Genomic DNA, 23,745 nt, shown 5'->3' with positions numbered 1-23,745 from the left:
GCATAAGGAGTTCGGGTGACGCTGGTCGCTGGGGTTGATTCCTCCACGCAGAGCTGCAAGGTCGTCATTCGTGACGCCGGGACGGGCGCGCTGGTCAGGCAGGGCCGCGCCGCCCATCCGGCCGGCACCGAGATCCACCCCTCCCACTGGTGGGCCGCGCTGCTGCGGGCCGTCGAGGAGGCCGGCGGGCTCGCCGACGTCGCGGCCGTCAGCGTGGCCGGGCAGCAGCACGGCATGGTCTGCCTCGACGAGGCGGGAGACGTCGTGCGCGACGCCCTGCTCTGGAACGACACCCGATCCGCCCGGTCCGCCGCCGACCTGGTGGCGGAGCTGGGCGGGCCGGGGGCCTGGGCCGAGGCGGTCGGCTCGGTGCCAGTCGCCTCGTTCACCGTGACCAAGCTGCGATGGCTGGCCGAGCACGAGCCCGGCAACGCCCGCCGCACGGCGGCGGTCTGCCTGCCGCACGACTGGCTGACCTGGCGGCTGGCGGGCGCGTTCGCCCTGGGCGGCGACCTCGCGGCCTGGCACGACGCGCCCCCGCCGCCGCTCGACCTGCTCGCCACCGACCGCGGCGACGCCTCGGGCACCGGCTACTGGTCCCCTGCGACCGGCGCCTACCGCACCGACCTGCTCAAGGCCGCCTTCGGCGCGGTCCCGCTGCTGCCCCGCGTGCTGGGTCCCGCCGACCGGGCGGGAGACCCGGCCTCCGCCGGGCCGCTGCTCGCGCCGGGCACCGGCGACAACATGGCGGCCGCGCTGGGCGTCGGGGCGGGGCCGGGTGACGTGGTGGTCTCGCTCGGCACGTCCGGCACGGTGTTCGCGGTCGCGGAGACGCCGAGCGCCGACCCCACCGGCGCGGTCGCCGGGTTCGCCGACGCCACCGGGCGCTTCCTGCCGCTGGTGTGCACGCTCAACGCCGCGCGGGTCCTCGACGCCGCCGCCGGGCTGGCCGGGGTCGGCCTCGACGAGCTGAGCGACCTCGCGCTCCAGGCCCCGCCGGGGGCCGGCGGGCTGACGCTGGTGCCCTACCTGGAGGGGGAACGCACCCCCAACCGGCCCACCGCCACGGGCTCGGTCCTGGGGCTCACGCTGGCCACCTCGACCCCGGCCCACCTGGCCCGCGCGGCCGTCGAGGGCATGCTGTGCGGCCTCGCCGACGCCCTCGACGCGCTCGGCACGCGGCCGGAGCGGGTGCTGCTGATCGGCGGCGCAGCCCGTTCCGAGGCCGTACGCCGCGTCGCGCCGACCGTCTTCGGCGTGCCGATCGCGGTGCCGCCGCCCGGCGAGTACGTCGCCGACGGCGCCGCCCGCCAGGCCGCCGCCCTCCTCACGACCCCCGACTGGCGGACCGAGGACACCGCGACCTACGACGCCCCGGCCGTCCCGGAGATCCGCGCCCGCTACGCCAGGGCCACCGCGCACGTGCTCGACTGAGGGCTCTTGTTATTGGATGAAACAAGCCTCGCAGTGGACAAGTCATTAGAAATCCGATGCGTGTCGGAGTTGCTGGTCGCGGCCGTGCGAAGCGATGCTGCGATCAGCGTGATACCTGGAACCACGGGTGTCCTTCCTGCGAACGGAGAGATCCGTGGCCCTCACTCTTAATGCGGTCACCATTGACCCGGCGGACCATGTCAACGGCGTTTTCCGGTACGACGGCTCCGGCACTTCCTGGACCCAGATCAGAGGGCCGGTCGCGAGCAACGGGCCTTTCGGCGGCGGGTGGGGAACCCTCGTCGAAGGCATGGGCGATGAGACGGGCACCGCGTTCGGCTACAGCGGCACTCCTTTCGACTGGTTCTCCGTCGGCGAGGTCGGAGCCACCTACGCCGTCTCCGACGACACCGTCTACAAGACGCCCCGGGACGGCAGTCGGATACTCCAGTTCGACGGCTTCGACGGCGACACGCCGCTCTGGAACAAGGTCGGCGACTCCGGGTTCCTGGCGGTCGGTGGGTTCAGCGTCGTGGCCCAGATGCCCGACTTCCAGGGTGACACCTTCCTCTACAGCGGCAATCCGAATGACTGGGAACGCATCGGCCCCAAAGGCGGCGCATACGCGATCGCGGATACGGTCTACCGGACGGACCCTCTCGGTAACACGGTGTTCAGATACACCGGCTCCGGCATCGCCTGGGACAACCTCGGGGCCCCTCCCCGCGGTGTCCTCCAGATCTTCGCCGGAGGCTTCGGGTTGTTCGCCACCGCCGCCGACTTCAGTGGCGTATATCAATTCCAGGACGCAGCCGGAAACTGGCAGCGCATCGGGGACCACAGCGCGTCCTGCGCGGTCACGGACGACACCGTTTTCCGAGTGGCTCGGGACATGAGCGTATTTCAATACGATGGATTCGATGATTCCTGGACGCCCATCGGCCGTCCCGATCGCGTGCTCCGCCTGTTCGTCGCCTCCGACTGAGGGACGTCCACCCCGGGGGGCCGGAGAGGGGGACTCAGGGGCGGACTCAGGGACGGGTCGGGGGTGCCACCGGATGTGGCGGCACGCCTGTGGGCGCGAGAGTTGGGCACATGACCGCAGTGCCGAACAGCAGAGTGAGAGTCGCGAGAGCGCCCTGGAGCGTGAGCCTGAGGGCCCTCATGACCCCGGCGAGGCTCTACCCCCTGATCGCCTGTGCATCGATCGTGTTCTCGGTGGTCGCGATCCTGGTCGGTCACTTCGGGCCCGACCCCTACCTCGACCCCATGAACGTGACCATCAGCGAGTACGCCGTGACCGACCGCGGGGGCGTCACGGAGGTCGCGATGGCGGTGCTCGGGATCGGGTCGCTCGCGCTGCTGGCCGCGCTGAGGAGGATGGGGGCGCCGATCCGGGGGTTGCCGGAGAAGTTGCTCATCGTGTGGTCGGCGGCGCTGGTCGTGGTGGCGGTCATCCCGACCGTCCCCCTCGGCCTCGATCTCGACCTCGCGGCCCAGGTTCACCGGTACGTGTCGATCGCCGCGTTCGTGAGCCTCCCGGCCGCCGGGGCCCTGCTGGTGCCCAGGCTGACCGCGGACGTCCACTGGAAGCCCGTCGCGCGGGCCGTGGAGTGGGTGGCCCTGGCGGGCGGGTTCGGGCTGCTGGCGATCACGTACGTGGCCCTGCCGGGGGAGCGGGTCATGATCGGGCTGGTCGAGCGGCTGCTGCTGGGCGCCGAGGTGTCGTTGCTCGGCCTGCTGGCGGCGTGGGCGCTGTGGCTCACGTGGGCCCCGCCCCGCACCCCGAAGCACCCTGTAGGCGCAAATTTCCCGACATATCACAGATTTATCGCTAGTCGATCTTAATCCCGTCTGTTTCGATGCTATTCTCTCCCGCGATCTTCTATGCGGGAGCAGGTGTCATGGCATCGGGCAGATCCATCCGATTCAAGATCTCGACGCTGCTCGTCATCCCCTTGATCTCCCTGGTCGCGCTCTGGGGCTTCGCCGCGAGCACGACCACGGGTGAGGCGCTGAACCTCTTCAAGATCGATGCGATCTGGGGGAGTGTGATCAACAACGCCGACGACCTGGTCTCCAGCCTCCAGACCGAACGCCTGGCCTCCGCCGAACGCGTCGCGGGCACGGCGACCGAGCAGGCGGCCCTGTCCAAGGCCCGCGCCAAGGTGGACGCCAGCAGGAAGACCCTGCGCGAGCAGGGCCTGGCGGAGGACGTCCAGTCGGCCATGACCGAGGACATGAAGAAGCAGTTCCAGGTCGTCCTGGAGACCGTGGACCGGCTCCCCGAGGTCAGACGCAAGGTCGACGAGCGCCGGCTCACCCCCGGCAACCTGGTCACCGAGTACGCCAAGGTCTCCGACGAGGTCCACCTGCTGTACTCCAGGCTGACCGTCAGCACCGATCTCGAACTCTCCCTCCAGGCCCACGGCCTGATCGCGGCAGACGAGGTGCGCGAGCTGCTCAGCCGCGAGAACGCCCTGCTCGTCGGCTCCAACGGCCGTCCCTCGATGCACGACGTGCACCTGCTGGCCGGCATCGACGGCACCCGCACGTTCCTGTTCCCGAAGGCGCTGGCCAACCTCGACACCGAGCTGCGGGCGCCGTTCGAGAAGCTGTTCTACTCCTCCAGGTACATCACTATGGAGAGCCTGCTGCGGAGCTTCGTCGCGGGCCAGCCGGCGGACATGGACCTGTGGCGCGGCATCGCCGACCAGGTGCTCAAGGACTACAGCGAGGCCGTCTGGGGCACCGGTGAGAAGCTGCTGAACCGGATGCAGCCGGCCGGCGTGGTCATCGTGGTCAGGGCCGCGATCGCGGGCGCGCTGGGGCTCATCGCGGTGGCCTTCTCGATCTTCATTTCCGTCCGGGTGGGCCGCAGGATCACCAGGGAGCTGGCCACGCTCCGCCGTACGGCGCTGGACCTGGCCGAGGTCAGGCTGCCCGACGTGGTGGCGAAGCTGCGTACCGGCGAGCGGGTGGACATCGAGTCCGAGGCGCCGCCCATCAAGGTCGGCGGCGACGCCACCAGCGAGGTCGCCGACCTCGCCGCGGCCTTCGACAGCGTGCAGAGCACCGCCGTGGACGCCGCCGTCGAGCAGGCCAGGCTGCGCGAGGGCGTGGCCGAGGCGCTGCGGAACCTGGCCAGGCGCAGCCAGTCGCTGCTCCAGCGCCAGCTCCGGATGCTGGACGAGATGCAGCGCCAGACCGAGGAGCCCGAGGCCCTGGAGCGCCTGTTCCGGCTCGACCACCTGACCACCCGCATGCGCCGCCACGCCGAGGGCCTGGTGCTGCTCTCGGGCGGCACGGCGGGCCGCAGGTGGCGCGGCGTCATCCCGGTCGAGGACGTGCTGAGCGGCGCCGCCGCCCAGGTCGAGGAGTACACCCGGGTCCGGGTCTACCCGATGCCCGAGTGCGGCGTGTCCGGCTCGGCCGTGGCCGACCTCATGCACCTGTTCGCCGAGCTGATCGAGAACGCGACGTCGTTCTCCTCGCCCGCCAACGAGGTCTCGGTGCGCGGTGAGATGGTCGGCAGGGGCTTCGCGGTCGAGATCGAGGACCGCGGCCTCGGCATGGACGAGGAGACCCGCAGGGTCATCAACGACCGGCTGGCCAGCCCGTCCGAGTTCGACCCCGCGCAGACCGAGCGGCTGGGGTTCGCGGTGGTCGGCATGCTGGCCGCCAGGCACGGCATCAAGGTGACGCTCAAGCTGTCCCCGTACGGCGGCACGACCGCCATCGTGCTCGTGCCGGGATCGCTGGTCGAGCCCATGACGACCCCGGCGCGCCCGCTGGAGTTCGAGCCCGTCTCCGTCCTCCGGTCCGACCGGCCGATGGACACGGGGGAGACGACCGGGCCGGGCGAGCTGCCGCGCCGGGTCCGTACCAGCAAGCGCGCGGGACCCGCCGCGGTCGAGGATCCCGAGCTGCCACGCCGCGAACGGCAGACGAACCTGCCGCAGCGGCAGCGGCTCAGGCAGGCGCCCTCTCCCGTGCCGGCGTCCCCGGTTCCCGTGGCGGAGGAGCGTTCCCCTGAGGAGGCCAGGGCGCTGCTCTCCTCACTCCAGTCCGGATGGCAGCGGGGGCGGCAGGACAGCGACCAGGATGGGGGTTCCCGACCGTGAGCCGCGAGCACGAGTGGGTTGACGAGGAGGCCGGGCCCGTCGTCCGGCCGTACGCCGTGGCGCGGGGGCGCACCAGGCCCTCGTCCCCGGCCCTCGATCTGCTGGCGACCGTCGTCTCGACGGGACGGCCCGCGCCGGCCAAGGCCGAGCTGAGCGGCCAGCACCGGCGGCTGATGGGCTGCCTGTCCGGCCGGTCCAGGCCGGTCGCCGAGGTCGCCTCGGAGCTCGGGCTGCCCGTGGGCGTGATCCGCGTGCTGCTCGGCGACCTGCTGGAGTACGACCTGATCGACGTGCGCCCGCCGCGCGACAAGACCGCCACCCCGACGGAGAGCCTGCTCCGCGAGGTGATCAACGGGCTGCGCGCGCTGTAGCCCGGCGACGGGCCGCGCGTCAGTTCGCGGCGGTGAGCGTCCGCAGGGAGTGCTCGACCAGAGTGATCATCACTTCCTTGGCCGAGGCCCTGCGCCGCACGTCGCACAGCATCACGGGGACGTCGTCGTCGAGGTCCAGCGCGATGCGCACGTCGTCCACGCTGTGCTGGGCGGTGCCCTCGAAGCAGTTGACGGCGACGACGAACGGCGTGCCGCGCTGCTCGAAGTAGTCCACCGACGGGAAGCAGTCGGTCAGCCGCCGGGTGTCGGCGATCACGACCGCGCCCAGCGCGCCGTAGGACAGCTCGTCCCACATGAACCAGAACCGTTCCTGGCCGGGCGTGCCGAACAGGTAGACGACGAGTCCGTCGCGGATCGTGATGCGGCCGAAGTCCATCGCCACGGTGGTGGTCGTCTTGCCCTCCACGCCGTCGAGGTCGTCGACCCCGATCCCGCGGTCGGAGAGCACCTCTTCCGTGCGCAGCGGCTTGATCTCGCTGATCGACCCGACCAGGGTGGTCTTGCCGACGCCGAACCCGCCCGCGATGAGGATCTTCAGCGCGACGGGGTCCTCAGAGAGCACGGAGTCCATTGATCACTTCCTTGAGAATGCGCTCATTGGAACGCGACCCCGTTGCCGAGGGCGACGTCACCGAGATGAGGCCGTGGTCACGCATGTCGCCGAGCAGCACTCGGACGACGCCTACGGGCAGGTCGAGCTCGACGGCCAGGTCGGCCACGGAGATCGGGCTCCGCACCGCCCGCAGGATGAGCTGCTGTTCCGGACCGAGGTCGTCCGCCTGGTCGGCGAGCGCGCGCACGGTCGCGACGAGGTCGAAGGCGTCGCCCGACGAACGCGTCCGGCCCCGGATGAGGGCGAAGGGCCGGACGACGGGCCCGGCCTCCTCGTCGTACCAGCGGGGAGCGTCGGTCATGCCGTTCCCGCGCGCGGGTTGGTGGTGATGTGCTGGCCCACCCGCTTGACCAGCATCGCCATCTCGTACGCGATGTGCCCGACGTCGACGTTCGCCTCCGCGATCACGGCCAGGCAGGTGCCCTGTCCGGCCGCGGTGACGAACAGGAACGCGCTCTCCATCTCCACGATGGTCTGGCGCACGTCGCCGCCGCCGAAATGGCGTCCGGTGCCCCGGGCCAGGCTCTGGAAGCCCGCAGCCACGGCCGACAGGTGCTCGGCGTCCTCGCGGGTCAATCCCTTGGAGTACCCGACGGCCAGGCCGTCGGTGGAAAGGATGACCGCCTGGCGGACGGCGGCGACCCTGGTTGCCAGGTCGTCGAGCAGCCAGTTCAGCTCACCGGTGTTGGTGGTTTGCGCAGTCATGCGTCCCCCTTGCTCATGGGCTCCTCCTCAGAGGCTTCTTCTCGGGCACGTTGGGTTCCCCGTTGGAACGCGGAGAACAGGTCGCGTACCTCGTCGGGAGAGCGTTCGGTCTGCGGCTCCGGCTCCGGCGGTTCGTCCTTGAGCTGCGGCGCCAGGTTCGCCTGGCGCACGCGCCTGGGCAGTCCGGCGTGGGTGCCCGAGGTGACCACCGCGAGCGCCTTCTTCGTACGGCTCGGCAGCTCCTGCGGCCGGTCGTCGCCGCCGCCCGCGGTCAGCGCGGCCGGCTCGGTCACCAGCGAGCGGGGGACGAGCACGATGGCCGCGGTGCCGCCGTAGGGCGAGCGGCGGAGCTGGACCTTGACGCCGTGGCGTTCGGCCAGCCTGGCCACCACGAACAGGCCGAGCCGGTCGCTGTCGGCCAGGTCGAACTCGGGCGGCGCGGCCAGCAGCTTGTTGGTCGCGGCGTACTCGACCGCCGACAGCCCGAGCCCCTTGTCCTCGATCTCGATGGCATAGCCGTTGCTGACCAGGTCGCCGCGGATCTGGACCACGGTGTCCGGCGGTGAGTAGATGGTGGCGTTCTCGACCAGTTCGGCCACGAGGTGCGTGAGGTCGGCCGCGGACCCGCCGTCGACCGCGCCGTCCGGCATGGCCTCGACGTTGACCCTCGTGTAGTCCTCGACCTCGGCGACCGCGGCCCGGACGATGTCGATCACGGGCACCGGCCTGCGCCAGGCCCGCGCGGGGGCCGACCCGGACAGGATCATCAGGCTCTCGGCGTGCCGACGCATGCGGGTGGTCAGGTGGTCGAGGCGGAAGAGCTCCTCCAGCCGGTCGGGGTCGTGCGTGCGGCGCTGCATGCCGTCGAGCAGCCCGAGCTGCCGGTGCAGCAGGCCCTGCTTGCGCCTGGCGAGGTTGAGGAAGACCTGGCCGACCCCGCGGCGCAGCGCGGCCTGCCCGACGGCCGCCGTCACCGCCGTGCGCTGCACGGAGGCGAAGGCCCTGCCCACGTCGGTGATCTCCGCCGATCCGCTCACCCTGATGGCCCTGGCCTCCTTCCGCACGTCAACGTCCTCGCCCTTGCGCAGCCTGTCCACGACGTCGGGCAGGCGCACCTCCGCCAGCTCGATCGCGGCGGTGCGCAGCCCGTAGAGCTCGCCCGCCAGGCGCCGACCGAAGCGTACAGAGATGATGATCGACGCGAGCACCGCTATCAACCCGAGGCCGCCCGCGACGGCGATCTTGACGATCGTGCCGGTCGCGCCCTTCGCGGTCCGGGCGGCCAGCGCCTTGGCGGCGGCCGCGCTGTCGCGGTCCAATTCGGTGGTGAGCCGGTCCACCGCGCTCTTCCACGCCTCGGCGTCGGCGGGCGGCGTCCCGGTCTTGACGACCCTGGCCTCCATCGAGGCGAACGTGAGGAACGGCTGCGACGCGAACACCTGCTCGTACGGCCTGCGCAGCGGCACGTCGAGCCCGGCCAGGCCGCGGGCGTGCAGGAACTTCCTGGAGGCGGCGTACTCGGTGAAGGCCGACCGCTCGGGCTCGGTCAGCCGCCTGTCCACCAGGGCGCCGACGATGAGGGCGTGCTCCCTGGCGATGTACTCCCTGGCGCCGCCCATGGCCTGCAAGGAGGAGGCCTGCTGGAAGACGCTGAGGTCGGAGACGGAGATCAGGTGGTCGTAGAGCGAGAAGACGGTGTCGAGCACCTGGTTGTAGGCGTCCAGGCCGGCCAGGCGGGAGCTGAGGCCGCCGTCGATGTCGGCGCGGATGGAGCTGAGCCGGTCGAGGTGGGAGGTCAGGGCTTCGAGCGGTATCCGGAGGTCGTCGCCGATCGCGTCGCCCGCCTCGGTGACGGCCTCCTCGAAGTCGGCCGCCGCGCTGTCGGTGCGGGCCCGCTGCGCGCCCAGGTCCTCGGTGAGTTCACGGGTAGTGAGCGCCTCCGCGGAGCGCACCCGTTCGGCCTGGAGCTGTACGCCCAGGTCGGTGGAGGTGACGCCGAGCGTCTCGTAGAGCGTGTCGGCCCGGAGGAGTGACTGTGCGTCGCCCATGGTCAGGTTGAGGACGAAACCCCACAGCGCACTGAGAGACAGGAGGGGTAGCAGCAGCAATAAAAAGATCTTGAACCGAATTGACCGGTTTCGCGAGCCCATGTCCCAACCTCGAGTCGGGGGCATTTCCACACCTTGTGTAAATACACCTCCGGAAGATCGCACAGGAGACTAGCACCGTTTATGCTTCCGGCGCAGTGGGAGGAACAGGATGATTACCGTGATTATTGGGGCCTGATCTCGGTCTCCCGGCGGGCCGCGTGCAGCACCCGCCAGAGCCAGACCAGCGCGACCAGCGAGATCACGATGAGCCCGGCCCAGTTCACCAGCGTGTACACGTGCACCTGCCACTCGCTCACGTGCGGGACCCGGCCGATCCGCAGCAGCTCGAACTGCCAGGCTCGCCCGGTCAGGACCAGTGTGATCGCGATGGCGATGGCGCTCATCGAGTCCCAGAGCGCGTGCAGCAGCGAGACGCCGAGGTAGCACCACACGACGTGCCCGGTGAGGCGTCCGTGGGCGGCGAACAGCACGCCGCCGAGTATCGCGGTCCACAGGCCGTGGCCTACGGGGGCCAGGATGCCCCTCAGGATCTCGGTCTCGACGAGCTGCGCCAGCGACAGGCCGTCGGCGGTGAACAGGGCGTTGAAGGCGTAGCCGGAGCTCTCGAAGGCGGCGAAGCCGAAGCCGACCGTCGCGCCGAGCACCACGCCGTCCTTGGGCGAGCGCCGGACCGCGTGCCGGGTGACGTACATCAGCGCGGCCAGCTTCACGCCCTCCTCGATGAGGCCGACCAGCGCGTACATGAGGAGCGAGGGGCTGATCAGCCAGCTCTCCAGCAGCGACGCGCCGAGCACCCCGAGCACGCCGCCGACCACGAACGCCCTGAACTGCAGCTCGACCGTGACCACCGGCGAGCGGTCGCGCCCGTGCGCCCACACCACGAACGTCACCGGGATCAGGAAGCTGCCGAACAGCACGACGGTCGGCACGAGGTTGGAGTTGGCCGTCCAGGCCGTGACGGCGACCGTGGCCGCCCACAGGACCAGGCCGCCCAGGAAGACCCGCAGCCAGGGCCTCACGCGGTGAGTTCCCGCACGGCCCTGCGCGCGGCCACCACCGCCGCGTCGGCGCCGGCCGCCGGTTCGGTGTCCGACCCGGCGATGGCGATCCGGCCGAACCGCCTGCGGGCGACGTCGGCGGGGTAGGGGCCGTCGGGGTGGAAGGGGTGCCAGGGCCGGCAGTACGCCACCGGCCGCCCGTGCCCCCAGCGGTGGACGGTGATCGCCTCGATGCCCGTCCGGGGGCCCAGCAGCCGCGTCACCTGGTCGCGCACGCCGTCCGCCAGCCGGTCGTACGGCGTCGCCATCATCTCCCGCCTGCCCGCAGCCGCCCCCGCGACGGGTCCCAGCTCCGACCGGCAGGGCGTGGCCAGCAGGCGCAGCCCTTCGGGAGCGGGCTCGCTCAGGCACCAGAACGCGCCCGTCCACCGGGTGCGGCCGGTCGGCGCCCGTCCGCCGCGCAGCCGTACGGTCGCCTCCAGGACCGGCAGCCGGGCCGCCTGGCCCAACGCCCGCCGCTGCTGCTCGGGCAGGTCGGGCACGAGGTGCGGCACGACCGCGCTCCAGCAGGCCATGATCACCGACGCGGCGCCGACGGTCCTGAGCCGATGCCCGTCGAAGTAGGCGACGACCACGGACGCGTCCCCGTGCCGCACCGACACCACCGGGCTGGACGGCCGCAGCGACGCCCGCCCGGCCCTGAGGCTCCCGGTCAGGGGCCCGGCGGCCGAGGCGTACCGCGAGGGCTTGTCGAGCCCGAGGCCGCCGAACCCCGGATATCCGGCGGCCCAGGCGTCCACCGCGCCGAGCGCCCGGCCGTCGTAGGCCCGCTCGGCGCACGGCAGCGTCCGGCAGAAGCGTTCCGCGTCGGGGTGCGCGCCGCAGACCTCCAGCAGGAACCGGGAGTAGGTCAGCCCGGCCAGGCGCTCCTGCTTGTCCTCCTGCGACAGGCCGGGGAACCAGTCGGGCGGGTCGTCGCGCAACCTGCGCAGGTCGCCGACGGCCCGCGCGGGCAGCGGCAGGTCCTCCAGCCGGCCGGCCGGGACCAGGGTGTCGGCCCCAAAGCTCTCCCTGTCGCACATCACCCGTACGGCCGGGCGCGCGTCGAACCCCGCCGGGCCGCCGTGCTCACCGGGGTCGCGATTGTCCAGCACGAGCACGCGGGCCCCCGGACGCCCGCGCAGCCACTCCTCGGCCGCGCTGAGGCCGCTGCGGCCACCGCCCACCACCACGAGATCGTAGCTCTCGCCGGTGGGCTCGGGCGGGCCCGCGTGCTGCCAGAAACGGCCGTCGCGCAGGGCGTGCGGCACGGCGACCGCCTGAGCGGTGTCCCCGCGCAGCCCGCCGGCCGGCTCCGTCACATTGACAACGGCTTTCGCCGCCGAGCATCCCAGAGCGCTCACCGTTATCCCGTCGAACAAGTCCCGGCGGGAAATGGGCACATCCATCCCGAGGTCGCGCGGATTCATGCTCATGAGGGCGATCATCGGCACTTCGGCCAAAAGCCCCACAGGGGCGCGCAGCGGTTCGAGAAACATTTTGCGTGGCCTATTACCGCGAATGCCCATTTGGAGTAGCGTCCGGAAGAGAAGTGAGCGGGGGGAGCGCGGTGGTCGGCAAGCAGGGCAGGGTCACCGGAAAGATCGGCCCTGGGCTCGTCGGCGAGGTCATGGTCCCGGTCAGGGGCGGGGTGGAGGCCTTCTACGCCCACCCCAGCGTGCCCGACGAGGAGTTCGGCCTCGGAACCATCGTCGTCGTGGTGGAGTACTTCCCCCCGCGGACGGTTTACGTGGCCAGAGCACTCGTCTAGGGAGGGCCGGTGTCCCCCGAGGTCTTCATCGTCGCCGCAGCCGTGGTCGTGGCGGTCGTCATCGTGATCCTGCTGTTCAAAGCCGTCTGGCGGGTCGCCGAGCCCAACGAGGCGCTGATCATCTCCGGCCTCGGGGCGCGTCGGCGCGGCGAGGGCGTCGACAGCCTCGGCTTCAAGATCATCACAGGGAAGGGCGCGGCCGTGCTCCCCGGCTTCCAGGCCGCCCGGCGGCTGCGCCTGGACACCAGGGCCGCCAACCTCCAGGTCTCCTGCGTCACCCAGCAGGGCATCCCCGTGCACATCCGCGGCGTGGTCATCTACAAGGTCGGCGACGACCTGTCCTCGATCGCCAACGCCGCCCGCCGCTTCCTCGACCAGCAGGACTTCATGACCAGCGCGATCCACGAGCTGTTCACCGGGCACCTGCGCTCGATCATCGGCAACCTCACCATCGAGGACCTGATACTCAACCGCGAACGCCTGACCAGCGAGACCAGGGCCTCGGCCGCCGACGAGATGAGCAAGCTCGGGCTGATCGTCGACTCGCTGCAGATCCAGGAGATCGACGACGAGACCGGCTACATCGCCAACCTCGGCAAGCCGCACGCCGCCAGGGTCGCCGCCGTCGCCCGCATCGCCCAGGCCCAGCGCGACCAGGAGGCCACGGAGGCCGAGCAGATCGCCGAGGCGAACAAGGCCGCGGCCCAGCGTGACGCGCAGATCAAGCGGGCCGCCTACCAGGCCGAGATCGACCGGGCCCAGGCCACGGCCCGGCAGTCGGGGCCGCTGTCGGAGGCCAGTGCCCGGCAGGAGGTCGTCGTCCAGGAGACCAGGGCCGCCGAGCTGGAGGCCCAGCTCGCCGAGCAGCGGCTCCAGTCGCAGGTGCGCAAGCCCGCCGACGCCAAGGCGTACGAGACCGTCACGCTGGCGCAGGCCGACCGGGACGCCCGGATCGCCCAGGCCCAGGCCGAGGCCCAGGAGACCGAGCTGCGCGCCGGCGCCCAGGCGAGCCAGGTCAAGCTGGCCGCCGCGGCCGAGGCCGAGTCCGTACGGCTGCGCGGCGAGGCGGCCGGCGCGGCCACCAAGATCGCCGGTGAGGCGGAGGCCCAGGCCGCCCAGGCGCGCGGGCTGGCCGAGGCGCAGGCGGCCAGGGCGCTGGGCCTGGCGGAGGCCGAGGCGATCAGGGCGCGGGCCGAGGCGCTGAAGGAGAATCAGGAGGCGGTCATCGCCCAGCAGCTCGCCGAACGCTGGCCGGAGGTCGTCGAGGCGGGCGCGAAGGCGTTCGGGAACGTGGACCACATGGTCGTGCTGAACGGCGCCCAGGGCGTGGAGGAGCTTCTGGCCAAGGCGCTCACGCTCGGCGGCACCGGGCTCGGCCTGGCCAGGGCGCTGCTCGACGGCGGAGGCCGGAACGGCGCCGAACCTCGGAACGGCGCCGAACCTCACGGACGAAGCGGGAACGGCAGCGAACCCGAAATCCCTCGCGAACCCGCTGAATCCCGCGAATAGCGACGTTACTCGGCTCCTTACTCGCCGCCTCCTCTAGCGTTTTCCAAAAAGCCGCTAGAGCAAGGGGAGAATTCGTGCTTAAGGCTATTTCGGGGGTATGTCTGAGCATGATGGTCCTCGCCGGATGTTCCTCCGGCGAGGCCGGTGACCAGGCCGCCGGGTCGGCGCAGCCCTCCGCGGCCTCCTCGGCGGTGGAGGCCGCCAGGTTGCGATCCGCCCTGCTGCCCGTGCCCAAGGGCATGCGCATCGCGTACGGGCCGGAGATGGGGGCGTTCGGCTCGCTCAAGTCCACCCAGGAGGGGCTGGCCGCCATCCAGCAGGCCAAGCTGGAACGTCCGGAGTGCGCCGGGGCCGCCCAGCTCGACGCGGCCAAGCCGGAGGTCGCCCGCGCGCCCGCCGCCGTGATCGCCTTCTCCGCCGCGCGCGGCTCGATCACGCAGGCCGTCGTGTCGATGCCGGAGGCGTCGATGCCCGCGCCGCTGCCGCCGCAGTGCGCCCTGTACAAGGCGACCGTCGAGGGCGCGGACGTGACCTACCGCACCGAGAAGCTGGCCATGCCGGCCAAGGGCGACGAGTCGCGGGCGTACCTGACGACGGCCTCCGGCGGCGACAAGCGCGCCCAGATCGGGTCGGTCGTGATCAGGCGGGCCCACCTGATCATGAGCATGCTCGTCGTCGGCCAGAAGGTGAAGGCCGCCGGCCTGTACGAGCTCGCCCGCCTCGCCGACCAGAACCTGGCCCGCGTCACCCGCTGAGTCTCAGATGAGCACGTGGTCGTCCGGGCGGCCGACGAAGGAGAACTGCGCGTTGCGGGTCAGCTTGATGTGGTCGGCCTGCCAGGTGTGCATGGAGGCGTCGGCGCTGCGCCAGTAGACGAAGTTGAAGCGGTCCGCCGAGTAGATCTTGACGGAGTCCTCCTTCAGCCGGCGTACCAGGTGCGTGTCCTCCCCCCGCGTGATGTCCGCGAAGCCGTACGAGCGGAACATGTCCGCCTTGCCGAGGAACGTGCCGCCCTGGACGAGGAAGGAGTACCGGTGCTCCAGGCCGGGCAGGCGGAGCATGGTGGTGTTGCTCCCCTCGAAGTACGCGTAGTGCGCCCCCTTGCCGACCAGCTCGGCGTCGGAGTAGTCGAACGCGCGCACGAGGTCCGACAGGTAGTGCTCGCCGTAGAGGTTGTCGTCGTCCATCTTGGCGATCAGGTCGCCCTCGGCGGCGGCGATGCCCAGGTTCATGCAGGCGCCGAGCGAGAGCTCCGGGGCGGCGGGCAGGACCACGACGTCCGTGATGCCGGCCATGCGCGCCTTGTCGGCCACGACCACCGGGTCGATGTCCAGCCCGTGCAGGACCATGATCAGCTGTAGCGGCCGGTGCAGCTGCCGGGCCACGGACGAGATCGCGTGCTCGATCTGCGCGGCCCGGTTGGTCGGCAGCACGACCGAGATCGAACGCGACCGGGGCGCGGTGGCGTGGCCGAGGTTCTGGAGGATCTGGTCCACCCGGTGCGAGAACAGGTGCTTGTCGAAGACCTCCCGCATGGCCAGGTGGCCCATCCTGGCCCGCAGCTCGGGGCTGTTGATCAGGTGCAGCACCTGGTTGTACGACTCGACCGGCTCCCGTGCGATCGGGATCAGCCCGCCGAACGTCTCCTCGATCGCCCGCGACCACCCCGTCACCACCGGGGTCGCGCACGCCGACAGCTCGAAGACGCGGCGGGCGCACATGGTCGGCGAGTCGAGCACCGAGTTGACGTTGAGGAAGACCTTGTACATCCGGTACGCGGCCAGCATCTGGTCGTAGGGCAGCTCGCCCACGATGTGCGGCCGGTACTTCTCCGGCCAGGCGTACTTCTCGTCCACCTCGCCGTTGCGGGCGAAGATGTGCAGGCCCAGCTCGCGCACCGGGTCGAGCACGGTCTCCATCTGCTCGCGGCGCTCGGGGTGCTTGTCGCGGAAGTACATGCCGGCGAAGACGACGTCGTGCAGGCGGCCCTGCTTCTGCTGGATCGGGTTGTGCACCCGCGGCTGGGCGGCGAACTGCAGCACGTCGACCCGGTCGTGGCCCAGCACCTCGCGGTACTTCGGCACCATGTCGCCGTCGCAGGTGAACACGTAGTCGAACAGCTTGGCCGTGTCGATGAAGAAGTCGAAGTTCGGCGGGTCCTCCTTGTTCCAGAAGACCGTCGGGATGCCCTCGGAGCGGCACCAGGCGACCAGGTCGCGCAGCGGGTCCTTGGGGGCGTTCGTGCCGGTCATCTGGTAGCGCCAGCGGCCCTGGTTGCCGTGCCAGGCCGACTCGCAGAACAGCAGGTCGGGGCGCTTCTCGGCGAAGATCTCCGGCCAGTCCTTGAGGCCGAACTCGATCTGGTCCCACTCGTACCTGAAGGCCATCCTGGAGAAGTCGTCCAGGATCACCGCGACCTTGAGGTCGGGGCGGTTGACCGGGCCGAGCGGCCACTTCGCCGTGGGCACCTCGACCAGCGGGGGCCGGTGGTTGGCCAGCTCGACGGCCTCGGTGACCGGCATGGGCGGTTTGGGCGCCCTGTCCTTCGACCTGACCGCCTCGACGATCTTCCCCGGGCTCTTCGAGCCCAGGGCCTCGCCCAGCTTGAACGTGCGCTTGGCCTGGGTGGCCTCCAGCTTCCAGCCGGCGTACGCGGCCTTGGCCTCGGCGATCTCCAGCCGCCGCCGCAGCTCCCTGACCTCGGTCTCGTACCGCTCGACGAGCTTGCGCTCCTCGGGCAGCCAGTTGACGGGACCCAGTCGCTGGAATGCGGGGGGCTCAGGGTTTTCGGCCATGGTGATACGCCTATCGCTCAGCGGAGGTATGTCATAGTACGGCGGATTCAGCCGCTATTCGGGGCGTTTGGCCTGGGAAGCAGGGGCCAGGTTGTCGCCCTTCAGCCACGCCGCGATCACCGTCGCGATGCGCGGACCGGCCTTGCCGTCCCACATCACCGGCAGCTCGCCGGCCGGTGTGGCGGCCCCGTCGGCGAGCGCCTTCTCCGCCGCGGCGGGCAGCAGCGCGGGCGTGACCAGGCGGTTCGTGCCGTGCGTGATCGTGATCGGCCGCTCGGTGTTGGGCCGCAGCGTCAGGCAGGGGACGCCCAGCATGGTCGTCTCCTCCTGCACACCGCCGGAGTCGGTGACGACCAGCGCCGCGCCCCGGACGAGTGAGAGGAAGTCCACATAACCCAGCGGCTCGATGACCTTGATCGTGTCGCCGTCCACCAGGCCCGCCTCGGCCAGCCGCGCCTTGCCGCGCGGGTGCACCGGCACCACGACCGGCGTCCGCCGCGACACCTCCAGCACGGCCTCGACCAGCTCCCTGGCGGCCTCGGCCGTGTCCACGTTGGCCGGGCGGTGCAGGGTCGCCACGGCGTACCGGGCCGGCAGGCCCAGCCGCGCCACCACGGGCGCCGGGTCCAGCGAGGGCAGCGCGGCGAACAGGCTGTCGATCATCGGGTTGCCCACCAGATGCACCTTCGCGGGCGGAACGCCCTCCGACGCCAGGTAGGCCAGGGCCTCGGGCGAGGTGACGAACAGCAGGTCGGCCAGCGCGTCGGTGACGACCCGGTTGACCTCCTCGGGCATGCCCCGGTCGAACGAGCGCAGCCCCGCCTCGACGTGCGCGGTCCTGATGCCGAGCTTGGCGGCGACCAGGATCGCGGCCAGCGTCGAGTTCACGTCGCCGTAGACCACGACGAGGTCGGGCTCCTGGGCGACGAATACGTCCTCCAGGCCCACGAGCAGGGCCGCGGTCTGCCTGGCGTGCGTGCCGGAGCCCACCGCCAGGTTGGCCACCGGCTCGGGCAGCCCGAGGTCGGCGAAGAAGACGTCCGACATCAGCGCGTCGTAGTGCTGCCCGGTGTGGATGATGCCCTGCCGTACGCCGAGTTCACCGAGTGCACGCACCACCGGGGCCGCTTTCACGAAATTGGGACGAGCACCCAAAACGTGCAGGACCAGGGGGTTCTCCCTCATTGACCTCGCCTTTCATAGCGGAAGGGAAAAAACGCTGCCTATGGTACGGTCCCAGCGTGGCATCCGACGCCAGTCGTCAAGACTCCTCCAAGGTTTCCGCGAAGTCCGCCCGGGCCGGCGTCGGGGGACTTCTCAAAGGCTTCGTCCAGCACCCCGTCATCGTTTCCCGCGTCGTCGTGACGAAGGTCAAGTCCGACCCCGTCCGCGTGGCGCAGGCAGCCGCCGACGCGCTCCCGCCCAAGCTCCGCCCGATCGTCGGCAGCGTGGCCTGGCCCGCCGCCCGTGGCGCCCGGCGCATGGTCCGCAAGCTCGGCATGCGCATGATCAAGGCGCCGTGGAACGAGGCCAAGGCCCACTGGGACGCCGGCCGGGTCTCCGAGGCCGCCGACGTGCTCGACGCGCACACGAAGTACCCCTTCGTCAAGCGCAGGGCCGCCTACTACCGCGGCGAGCTGGCCGCCATCAGCCCCGACCCGATCCCGCCCGCGCCGAAGATCGCCATCGGCGAGCGCGTCGCGGGTCGCGTGCTGCACCTGGTCACCAACGCGCTGCCGTACACGCAGGCCGGTTACACCGTGCGCACCCACCGGATCGTCTCCTCCCAGAAGGCGGCCGGGCTCGACCCGCACGTGGTGACGAGCTGGGGCTGGCCGATGCTCCAGGGCCACGCCGACGCGCCCCCGCACGAGGAGATCGACGGCATCCCGTACTACCGCCTGCTGCCCGACGGGCACGGCGAGGTGCCGTTCGAGATGCGCGGCCGCATGGTCAAGGGCGCCGAGGGCGTCACCCGCCTGGTCGAGCAGCTGCGGCCGCAGGTCCTGCACGCCGCCACCGACCACCGCAACGGCTCGGTCGCCCACGCCGTCCGCGACCGGACCGGCACCCCCTTCGTCTACGAGGTACGCGGCTTCCTGGAGGAGACGTGGGCCTCGCGCGACCCGATCCGGGTCGGCAGCCAGCGGCACGTGCTCCAGCGCGAGCGCGAGGCGTTCCTCATGCGCGAGGCCGACGCGGTCGTCACGCTGGCCGAGACGATGGCCACGGAGATCGTCGAGCGGGGCGTGCCCAGGGAGCGCATCCACCTGGCGCCCAACGCCGTCGACGACACCCTGCTGTCGGCCCACTACGACGGCGCGTCCTTCCGCGACGCGTACGGCATCGCCCCCGGCGAGATCGTGGTCGGCTCGGTGTCCAGCATCGTGGCCTACGAGGGCTTCGCGACCCTGCTGCGCGCCGCCGCGCTGCTGCGCGACGAGCGCACGCCGGTGCGGGTGCTCATCGTGGGCGACGGCGCCGAGCGCGAGAACCTGCTCGCCCTGGTCGAGGAGCTCGGGCTGCGCGACGCCGTCCTGCCCGGACGGGTCGGCCCCGACGAGGCGCTGCAGGCCCAGGACGCCATCGACATCTTCGCCTGCCCGCGCGAGGACCTGCGGGTCTGCCGGCTCGTCACGCCCCTGAAGCCCGTCGAGGCGATGGCGCTCGGCAAGCCGGTGGTGCTCAGCGACCTGCCCGCGCTGTCGGAGCTGGTCGGCTCCGACGGGGCCGGCCTGCTGGTCCCGGCGGGCGACCCGGCCGAGCTGGCCAAGGCGATCGCCGGCCTCCGCGAGGACCCGGCCAGGCGCTCGGAGATGGGCGAGGCCGGACGGGCCGAAGTCGCGGCGAAGCGGACGTGGAGTCGCGTTGCCGAGACTTATCAAGCTCTATACCGATCGCTTGCCGAAAGATGACCTCCACGTTGCCTGTACGTTGTGACGGGTTCGGTCGCATTAGGCGTGAGCTAGGTGGACTTGAGATAACCTTTGCGACCATGAAGTGTTGTTTCCGGCTCTCGAAGGCACTGCTGTGACAGAAATCGACTTGGCTGTCATCGGCTTGGGCTACGTCGGCATGCCGCTCGCGAAGGAAGCGGTCGCCGCCGGGCTCCGGGTCGTCGGCGTGGACGTGGACCCCCGGAAGGTCGACGCGCTCAACGCCGGGCAGTCCTACATCGATGACCTGACCGACGCTGACCTCGATCACATGCTGGCGAACGGATTCAGCGCGACGCTGGACGAGTCCGTGCTGGCCAGAAGCAACACGATCGTCATCTGCGTTCCCACCCCGCTGGACGAGGACCACCGTCCCGACCTGTCCGCGGTCGAGGGCGCGACCCAGACCGTCGCCCGCAACCTCAGCAAGGGCACGCTCGTCGTCCTTGAGTCGACCACCTGGCCCGGCACCACCGACGAGGTGGCCCGCCCGCTGCTGGAGCAGTCGGGCCTGGCCGCCGGCGTGGACTTCCACCTGGCCTTCTCGCCCGAGCGCATCGACCCGGGCAACCCGAAGTTCGGGCTCAAGAACACCCCGAAGGTCGTGGGCGGCTACACGCCGGTCTGCCGCGACCGGGCGACGGCGTTCTACAAGCAGTTCATCGAGCAGGTGGTGCCGGTCAGCGGCACCCGCGAGGCCGAGATGGCCAAGCTGCTGGAGAACACCTACCGGCACGTCAACATCGCCCTCGTCAACGAGATGGCGATCTTCTGCGACGAGCTCGGCATCAACCTGTGGGAGTCGATCGAGGCCGCGGCCACCAAGCCGTTCGGCTTCCAGAAGTTCCTGCCGGGGCCGGGCGTCGGCGGTCACTGCATCCCCGTGGACCCCTCGTACCTGTCGTACACCGTGCGCAAGCTCGGGTACCCGTTCAGGTTCGTGGAGCTGGCCCAGGAGATCAACGAGCGCATGCCGTCCTACGTGGTGGCCCGCGTCCAGCGACTGCTGAACAGACATAAGAAGCCCGTGAACGGCGCCCGAGTGGTTATGCTCGGCGTCACGTACAAACCGGATATCGCCGACGAACGGGAAACTCCGGCTCTGCCTGTGGCGCGTGCGCTGCTGGAGCTGGGGGCCGAGCTCTCGTTCGCCGATCCGTACGTCAAGGAGTGGTCGGTCGACGGTACTCCGGTGCCACGGGAAGAGAACCTGACCGAGGCCGTGGTCAACGCCGACGTGTCGCTGCTGTTGCAGCAGCACGCCGCGTTCGATCTGGCCATGGTCGAGGCTAAGGCCAAGCTCGTGCTGGACACCCGCGGTGTGCTCACCGAGGGTGAACGCGTCGAGCGGCTGTAGCGACGGAGGGCTGCGCGCAGTGCACGTGCTCGTCATGACGGTGGTGCATAACCCCGAGGACGCGAGAATTCTGCATCGGCAGATCCGTGCCCTCGTGGATGCCGGTCATGAGGTCACGTATGCCGCCTCTTTCACGGCGCACGGGGTCGTACCGCGTCCATGGGTCAACGGGGTCGATCTGCCCAGGGCCGCCCAGCGCAAGCGCATGGCGGCCGTCTGGGCTGCCCGGCGGCTGTTCAAGCGCATGCGGAACAAGGTCGACCTGGTCCTGATCCACGACCCCGAGCTGCTGTTCGCGGTCTGGGGCGTGCGCAACCGGCCGCCGGTGGTGTGGGACGTGCACGAGGACACCCCGGCGACGCTCTCGCTCAAGCCGTGGCTGCCCTCGTTCCTGCGCCCGCCGGTGCGCTTCTTCGCCCGCATGCTGGAGGGCACGGCCGAGCGGCACATGAACCTGCTGCTGGCCGAGACCGCCTACGCGGGCCGGTTCAAGCACGCCCATCTGATCGTGCCGAACGAGACGTGGGTGCCGGACTCGGTGACGCCTCCGGGCGACGACCGGGTGGTCTACCTCGGGTGGCTGTCGCGGGCGCGCGGCGTGTTCGAGGCCGTCGAGGTGGCCAAGCTGCTCCAGCCGTACCGGGTGGCGGTGGAGCTGATCGGGTACGCCGATCCGCAGAGCCGTCCCATGCTCAACCAGGCCGTCGCCGACGGCCTGCTGGAGTGGCGCGACTTCATGCCCAACGACGAGGCGCTCAAGCGGCTCGACGGTGCGCTGGCCGGGCTGTCGCTGTTGCACGACGAGCCCAACTACCGGCACTCGATGCCCACCAAGATCATTGAGTACATGGCGCACGGCATCCCGGTCATCACGACGCCGTCGCCGCGCGCGGTCGAGCTGGTGGAGCGGTACGACAGCGGGGTCGTGGTGCCCTGGGAGGACCCCAAGGCCGTCGCGCAGGCGGTGCTGACGCTGCGGGACGACGTGCGCGAACGGCGGGCGCAGGGCGCTCGCGGTTACGCGGCGGCCCGCGCGAACCACCACTGGCCGAACTCTGCCAAGCGGTTCGTGTCCCAGCTTGAGGCATGGGCCGGTATCACGCGATAGCGGTTTATCTCCGGCAGATCACGAGAGCGGTAGGTTCCTGAACGTGCGATGGCTCTTCCTGCTCGTGGGCGCAGCCGTCCTGGCCGTGGTCGCGGTGGTGATCATCCTTTTCCCGTCGTCGTCCGAGCGGCCGGTCGCGTCCTCGTCGAGCACGCCGAAGCCGTCCAGGACGGTGTCGAAGCCGCCGCCGCCGAAGGTCAAGGAGTTCACCGACCCCTGTGGAACGTTCGACACCACCACCAAGAACTTCTACGCCGTCACCGGCTACTGGATCACGCCGAAGTCGAACCCCTGCACCTGGCGTCACCAGCTCCAGGAGATCCACCGGGCCGGCGGCGACACGATCATCAGGATCGGGTACGGCCTGCAGTTCCGCGGCGTCTCCGACACCGGCGAGGTGCTGGCGAAGGACGGCTCGCTCGACCCGCTGTACAAGGCGTGCGAGGAAGACGGCCAGAGCTGCCGCGACGCGCTTGAGCAGGACCTGAGGAAGGCCAACCCCGGGAACCGGGTCGGGCGCACGTACGTCTACCGCACCGACGAGGCGTTCGGCGACGACCTGTTCCGCTGCCCCAAGATGGAACACCGGGTCAAGGTCGGCGACCGGATCTACTACCGCATGGTCACCCCGCCCGACGGCTCCGACGACTCCACCTGCGACTTCAGCAAGAAGGCCACCTCCTACGACATGATCCTGGTGGCCGGCTCGGCCAAGGACAGCCTGAAGGAGCTGCTCGACCTGGCCGACCAGTTCGGCATGCGGGTGTTCCCCGCGCTGCCGCTCGCCCCGCGCGACCCCGCGACGCCGACCAGGGCGAACAAGCGGCACATCGGCACCCTCACCACGCTGACCCGGCGCATCCTCCAGGACTACGGCGTGCGCTTCGCCGACCGGCAGGCGCTGGGCGGCGTCTACCAGCCGTTCGAGGTGCAGATGGGCGCCACGCTGGCCACCAATCCCACCCTTGAGGTGTACGCCGACCAGCACCGGATCGTGGAGCAGGAGCTGGGCAAACCGATCCTGATCAGCCCGTACCTCGACGCCCGCAAGCGGGTCGGCTTCGGCCAGACGCCGGCGCAGGTGGCCGAAGCGTTCAAGGCGCTGGCAAGGACCGGCGTCGGCATCATCGCCCCGCAGGACAGCCGCGGGACGGGCAAGGTCGGCCTGTTCTGGCCGGACGAGCGCGACACCGAGGTGGACGACCGGCTGCGTCCGGTGGTGGGAGAGGCCGCGTACGGCACCGCGTACCACGGCTCGACCCGCGACTACTACCGGGAGATGGCCAAGGCGCGCGACGAGATGCTCCAGGCCGGTCACGAGGTGGAGCTGTGGGCGAACGTGGAGGCGTTCGAGCCGTCCGGCAAGCAGCCGTGCGCCCCGCAGGGCACCCGCGGCCAGACCGACAAGAAGCGCCTCGACCAGGCCGTCACGATGGCCGGCCGGTACGTCCAGAAGATCGTCTCCTACATGTGGAGCGACTTCATGACCTGCGGCGACCCCTCGCTCCAGGACGAGATCGCCTCCGACTGGCAGCGCCCGATCGCCGTGGACGCCATCAGGCGGCCCCGCGACCCCCAGGACGGCGTCGAGGTGCGCGGCTACAACCTCGACGGCAGCACGGTCCTGCTCGAATGGTCCGGCGGCACCAAGGAGCTGGTGGTCTCGGCCGTCGGCTGGCTGGACAAGGACCCGCTGGACGAGCACCCGGCCCGGATGGCGACGGCCTGGGTGCCGTTCGACTGGACCCAGGTGCCGCCCGGGGAATGGGTCAAGATAGGGATCAAGGGGGCGTCGGGTAAGCAGGCCACGACGCCGCTCCACGTACGCATATCCGCATAGGGCAGACGGGACT

20 protein-coding genes are annotated in these 23,745 nt (G+C 70.7%); 12 read left to right on the top strand and 8 right to left on the bottom strand.

The window, feature by feature from the left end; all coding sequences use genetic code 11:
• Window positions 1-15: 15 nt before the first annotated feature.
• The 5 genes from ABZ815_RS01800 (at window position 16) to ABZ815_RS01780 (ending at window position 5,929) form a co-directional block, all read left to right on the top strand.
• Window positions 16-1,434: an FGGY family carbohydrate kinase gene (locus ABZ815_RS01800; RefSeq protein WP_357692875.1), complete on the top strand. Its 1,419-nt coding sequence runs from the start codon at window positions 16-18 to the stop codon at window positions 1,432-1,434.
• 154 nt (window positions 1,435-1,588) lie between these two features.
• Complete coding sequence (locus tag ABZ815_RS01795) at window positions 1,589-2,419, top strand: hypothetical protein (protein ID WP_357692873.1); 831 nt, start codon at window positions 1,589-1,591, stop codon at window positions 2,417-2,419.
• Between the two features lie 179 nt (window positions 2,420-2,598).
• Window positions 2,599-3,282, top strand: coding sequence for a DUF998 domain-containing protein (locus ABZ815_RS01790; RefSeq protein ID WP_357692871.1), 684 nt, complete (start codon window positions 2,599-2,601; stop codon window positions 3,280-3,282).
• A gap of 56 nt (window positions 3,283-3,338) precedes the next feature.
• A complete protein-coding gene (locus ABZ815_RS01785) occupies window positions 3,339-5,558 on the top strand; it encodes a nitrate- and nitrite sensing domain-containing protein (RefSeq protein ID WP_357692869.1) in 2,220 nt (739 codons plus the stop codon).
• A complete protein-coding gene (locus tag ABZ815_RS01780; protein WP_357692867.1) occupies window positions 5,555-5,929 on the top strand; it encodes a DUF742 domain-containing protein in 375 nt (124 codons plus the stop codon). The genes ABZ815_RS01785 and ABZ815_RS01780 overlap by 4 nt, the downstream gene beginning before the upstream one ends.
• Window positions 5,930-5,948: 19 nt before the next feature.
• On the opposite strand, the gene ABZ815_RS01775 is transcribed toward ABZ815_RS01780, so the two are convergent.
• The 6 genes from ABZ815_RS01775 to ABZ815_RS01750 form a co-directional block, all read right to left on the bottom strand.
• Complete coding sequence (locus ABZ815_RS01775) at window positions 5,949-6,521, bottom strand: ATP/GTP-binding protein (protein ID WP_357692865.1); 573 nt, start codon at window positions 6,519-6,521, stop codon at window positions 5,949-5,951.
• The gene (locus tag ABZ815_RS01770) at window positions 6,502-6,864 is read right to left on the bottom strand and encodes a DUF742 domain-containing protein (RefSeq protein ID WP_357692863.1); all 363 of its coding nucleotides are present in this window, start codon (window positions 6,862-6,864) and stop codon (window positions 6,502-6,504) included. The genes ABZ815_RS01775 and ABZ815_RS01770 overlap by 20 nt, the downstream gene beginning before the upstream one ends.
• Window positions 6,861-7,268 (bottom strand): roadblock/LC7 domain-containing protein, encoded by a 408-nt coding sequence (locus ABZ815_RS01765; protein ID WP_357692861.1) that lies wholly within the window; start codon window positions 7,266-7,268, stop codon window positions 6,861-6,863. Before ABZ815_RS01765 ends, ABZ815_RS01770 begins: the two co-directional genes overlap by 4 nt.
• The gene (locus ABZ815_RS01760) at window positions 7,265-9,376 is read right to left on the bottom strand and encodes a nitrate- and nitrite sensing domain-containing protein (protein WP_357692859.1); all 2,112 of its coding nucleotides are present in this window, start codon (window positions 9,374-9,376) and stop codon (window positions 7,265-7,267) included. The genes ABZ815_RS01765 and ABZ815_RS01760 overlap by 4 nt, the downstream gene beginning before the upstream one ends.
• A gap of 164 nt (window positions 9,377-9,540) precedes the next feature.
• The gene (locus ABZ815_RS01755; protein ID WP_357692857.1) at window positions 9,541-10,398 is read right to left on the bottom strand and encodes a PrsW family glutamic-type intramembrane protease; all 858 of its coding nucleotides are present in this window, start codon (window positions 10,396-10,398) and stop codon (window positions 9,541-9,543) included.
• Entirely contained in the window at window positions 10,395-11,738 is a 1,344-nt protein-coding gene (locus ABZ815_RS01750; RefSeq protein ID WP_357692855.1) for a hypothetical protein, read from the bottom strand. The genes ABZ815_RS01755 and ABZ815_RS01750 overlap by 4 nt, the downstream gene beginning before the upstream one ends.
• Window positions 11,739-11,968: 230 nt before the next feature.
• On the opposite strand from ABZ815_RS01750, the gene ABZ815_RS01745 reads away from it, so the two are divergent.
• The 3 genes from ABZ815_RS01745 to ABZ815_RS01735 all read left to right on the top strand — a co-directional run bounded on the left by ABZ815_RS01745 (window position 11,969) and on the right by ABZ815_RS01735 (window position 14,451).
• Window positions 11,969-12,187, top strand: a complete 219-nt coding sequence (locus ABZ815_RS01745) for a hypothetical protein (protein ID WP_357692853.1) — start codon at window positions 11,969-11,971, stop codon at window positions 12,185-12,187.
• 9 nt (window positions 12,188-12,196) lie between these two features.
• Window positions 12,197-13,696: an SPFH domain-containing protein gene (locus ABZ815_RS01740; RefSeq protein WP_357692851.1), complete on the top strand. Its 1,500-nt coding sequence runs from the start codon at window positions 12,197-12,199 to the stop codon at window positions 13,694-13,696.
• Window positions 13,697-13,803: 107 nt separating this feature from the next.
• Window positions 13,804-14,451 carry a hypothetical protein gene (locus tag ABZ815_RS01735; RefSeq protein WP_357692849.1) on the top strand — a complete coding sequence of 216 codons (648 nt, stop codon included), beginning with the start codon at window positions 13,804-13,806 and terminating at the stop codon, window positions 14,449-14,451.
• Between the two features lie 3 nt (window positions 14,452-14,454).
• Here ABZ815_RS01735 and ABZ815_RS01730 read toward each other — a convergent pair whose 3' ends face one another.
• Together ABZ815_RS01730 and wecB are read right to left on the bottom strand one after the other, a co-directional pair.
• The gene (locus tag ABZ815_RS01730; RefSeq protein WP_357692847.1) at window positions 14,455-16,491 is read right to left on the bottom strand and encodes a glycosyltransferase; all 2,037 of its coding nucleotides are present in this window, start codon (window positions 16,489-16,491) and stop codon (window positions 14,455-14,457) included.
• Between the two features lie 54 nt (window positions 16,492-16,545).
• Window positions 16,546-17,676, bottom strand: coding sequence for a UDP-N-acetylglucosamine 2-epimerase (non-hydrolyzing) (gene wecB, locus ABZ815_RS01725; protein ID WP_357692845.1), 1,131 nt, complete (start codon window positions 17,674-17,676; stop codon window positions 16,546-16,548).
• Between the two features lie 176 nt (window positions 17,677-17,852).
• On the opposite strand from wecB, the gene ABZ815_RS01720 reads away from it, so the two are divergent.
• From ABZ815_RS01720 to ABZ815_RS01705, 4 genes are all read left to right on the top strand, one after another.
• Window positions 17,853-19,406 (top strand): glycosyltransferase family 4 protein, encoded by a 1,554-nt coding sequence (locus tag ABZ815_RS01720; RefSeq protein ID WP_357692843.1) that lies wholly within the window; start codon window positions 17,853-17,855, stop codon window positions 19,404-19,406.
• A 115-nt stretch (window positions 19,407-19,521) separates the two neighbouring features.
• Window positions 19,522-20,784, top strand: a complete 1,263-nt coding sequence (locus tag ABZ815_RS01715; RefSeq protein WP_357692841.1) for a nucleotide sugar dehydrogenase — start codon at window positions 19,522-19,524, stop codon at window positions 20,782-20,784.
• Between the two features lie 19 nt (window positions 20,785-20,803).
• On the top strand, window positions 20,804-21,892 hold the full coding sequence (locus ABZ815_RS01710) for a glycosyltransferase (protein WP_357692839.1): 1,089 nt from the start codon (window positions 20,804-20,806) through the stop codon (window positions 21,890-21,892).
• 43 nt (window positions 21,893-21,935) lie between these two features.
• Window positions 21,936-23,732: a DUF4434 domain-containing protein gene (locus ABZ815_RS01705; protein ID WP_357692837.1), complete on the top strand. Its 1,797-nt coding sequence runs from the start codon at window positions 21,936-21,938 to the stop codon at window positions 23,730-23,732.
• Window positions 23,733-23,745 lie beyond the last annotated feature (13 nt).

Source organism: Nonomuraea sp. NPDC047529 (assembly GCF_040642995.1).
Lineage (GTDB): Bacteria > Actinomycetota > Actinomycetes > Streptosporangiales > Streptosporangiaceae > Nonomuraea.
The sequence above is the reverse complement of the archived record's forward strand: the minus strand, read 5'-3'. Positions and strand labels throughout refer to the sequence as shown.

What these genes read in the sequence shown, in the direction of transcription:
- ABZ815_RS01730 (WP_357692847.1), bottom strand. Translation starts at nt 16,491, where the DNA reads ATGGCCGAAAACCCTGAGCCCCCCGCATTCCAGCGACTGGGTCCCGTC.
- ABZ815_RS01785 (WP_357692869.1), top strand. Translation starts at nt 3,339, where the DNA reads ATGGCATCGGGCAGATCCATCCGATTCAAGATCTCGACGCTGCTCGTC.
- ABZ815_RS01775 (WP_357692865.1), bottom strand. Translation starts at nt 6,521, where the DNA reads ATGGACTCCGTGCTCTCTGAGGACCCCGTCGCGCTGAAGATCCTCATC.
- ABZ815_RS01765 (WP_357692861.1), bottom strand. Translation starts at nt 7,268, where the DNA reads ATGACTGCGCAAACCACCAACACCGGTGAGCTGAACTGGCTGCTCGAC.
- ABZ815_RS01770 (WP_357692863.1), bottom strand. Translation starts at nt 6,864, where the DNA reads ATGACCGACGCTCCCCGCTGGTACGACGAGGAGGCCGGGCCCGTCGTC.
- ABZ815_RS01790 (WP_357692871.1), top strand. Translation starts at nt 2,599, where the DNA reads ATGACCCCGGCGAGGCTCTACCCCCTGATCGCCTGTGCATCGATCGTG.
- wecB (WP_357692845.1), bottom strand. Translation starts at nt 17,676, where the DNA reads ATGAGGGAGAACCCCCTGGTCCTGCACGTTTTGGGTGCTCGTCCCAAT.
- ABZ815_RS01735 (WP_357692849.1), top strand. Translation starts at nt 13,804, where the DNA reads ATGATGGTCCTCGCCGGATGTTCCTCCGGCGAGGCCGGTGACCAGGCC.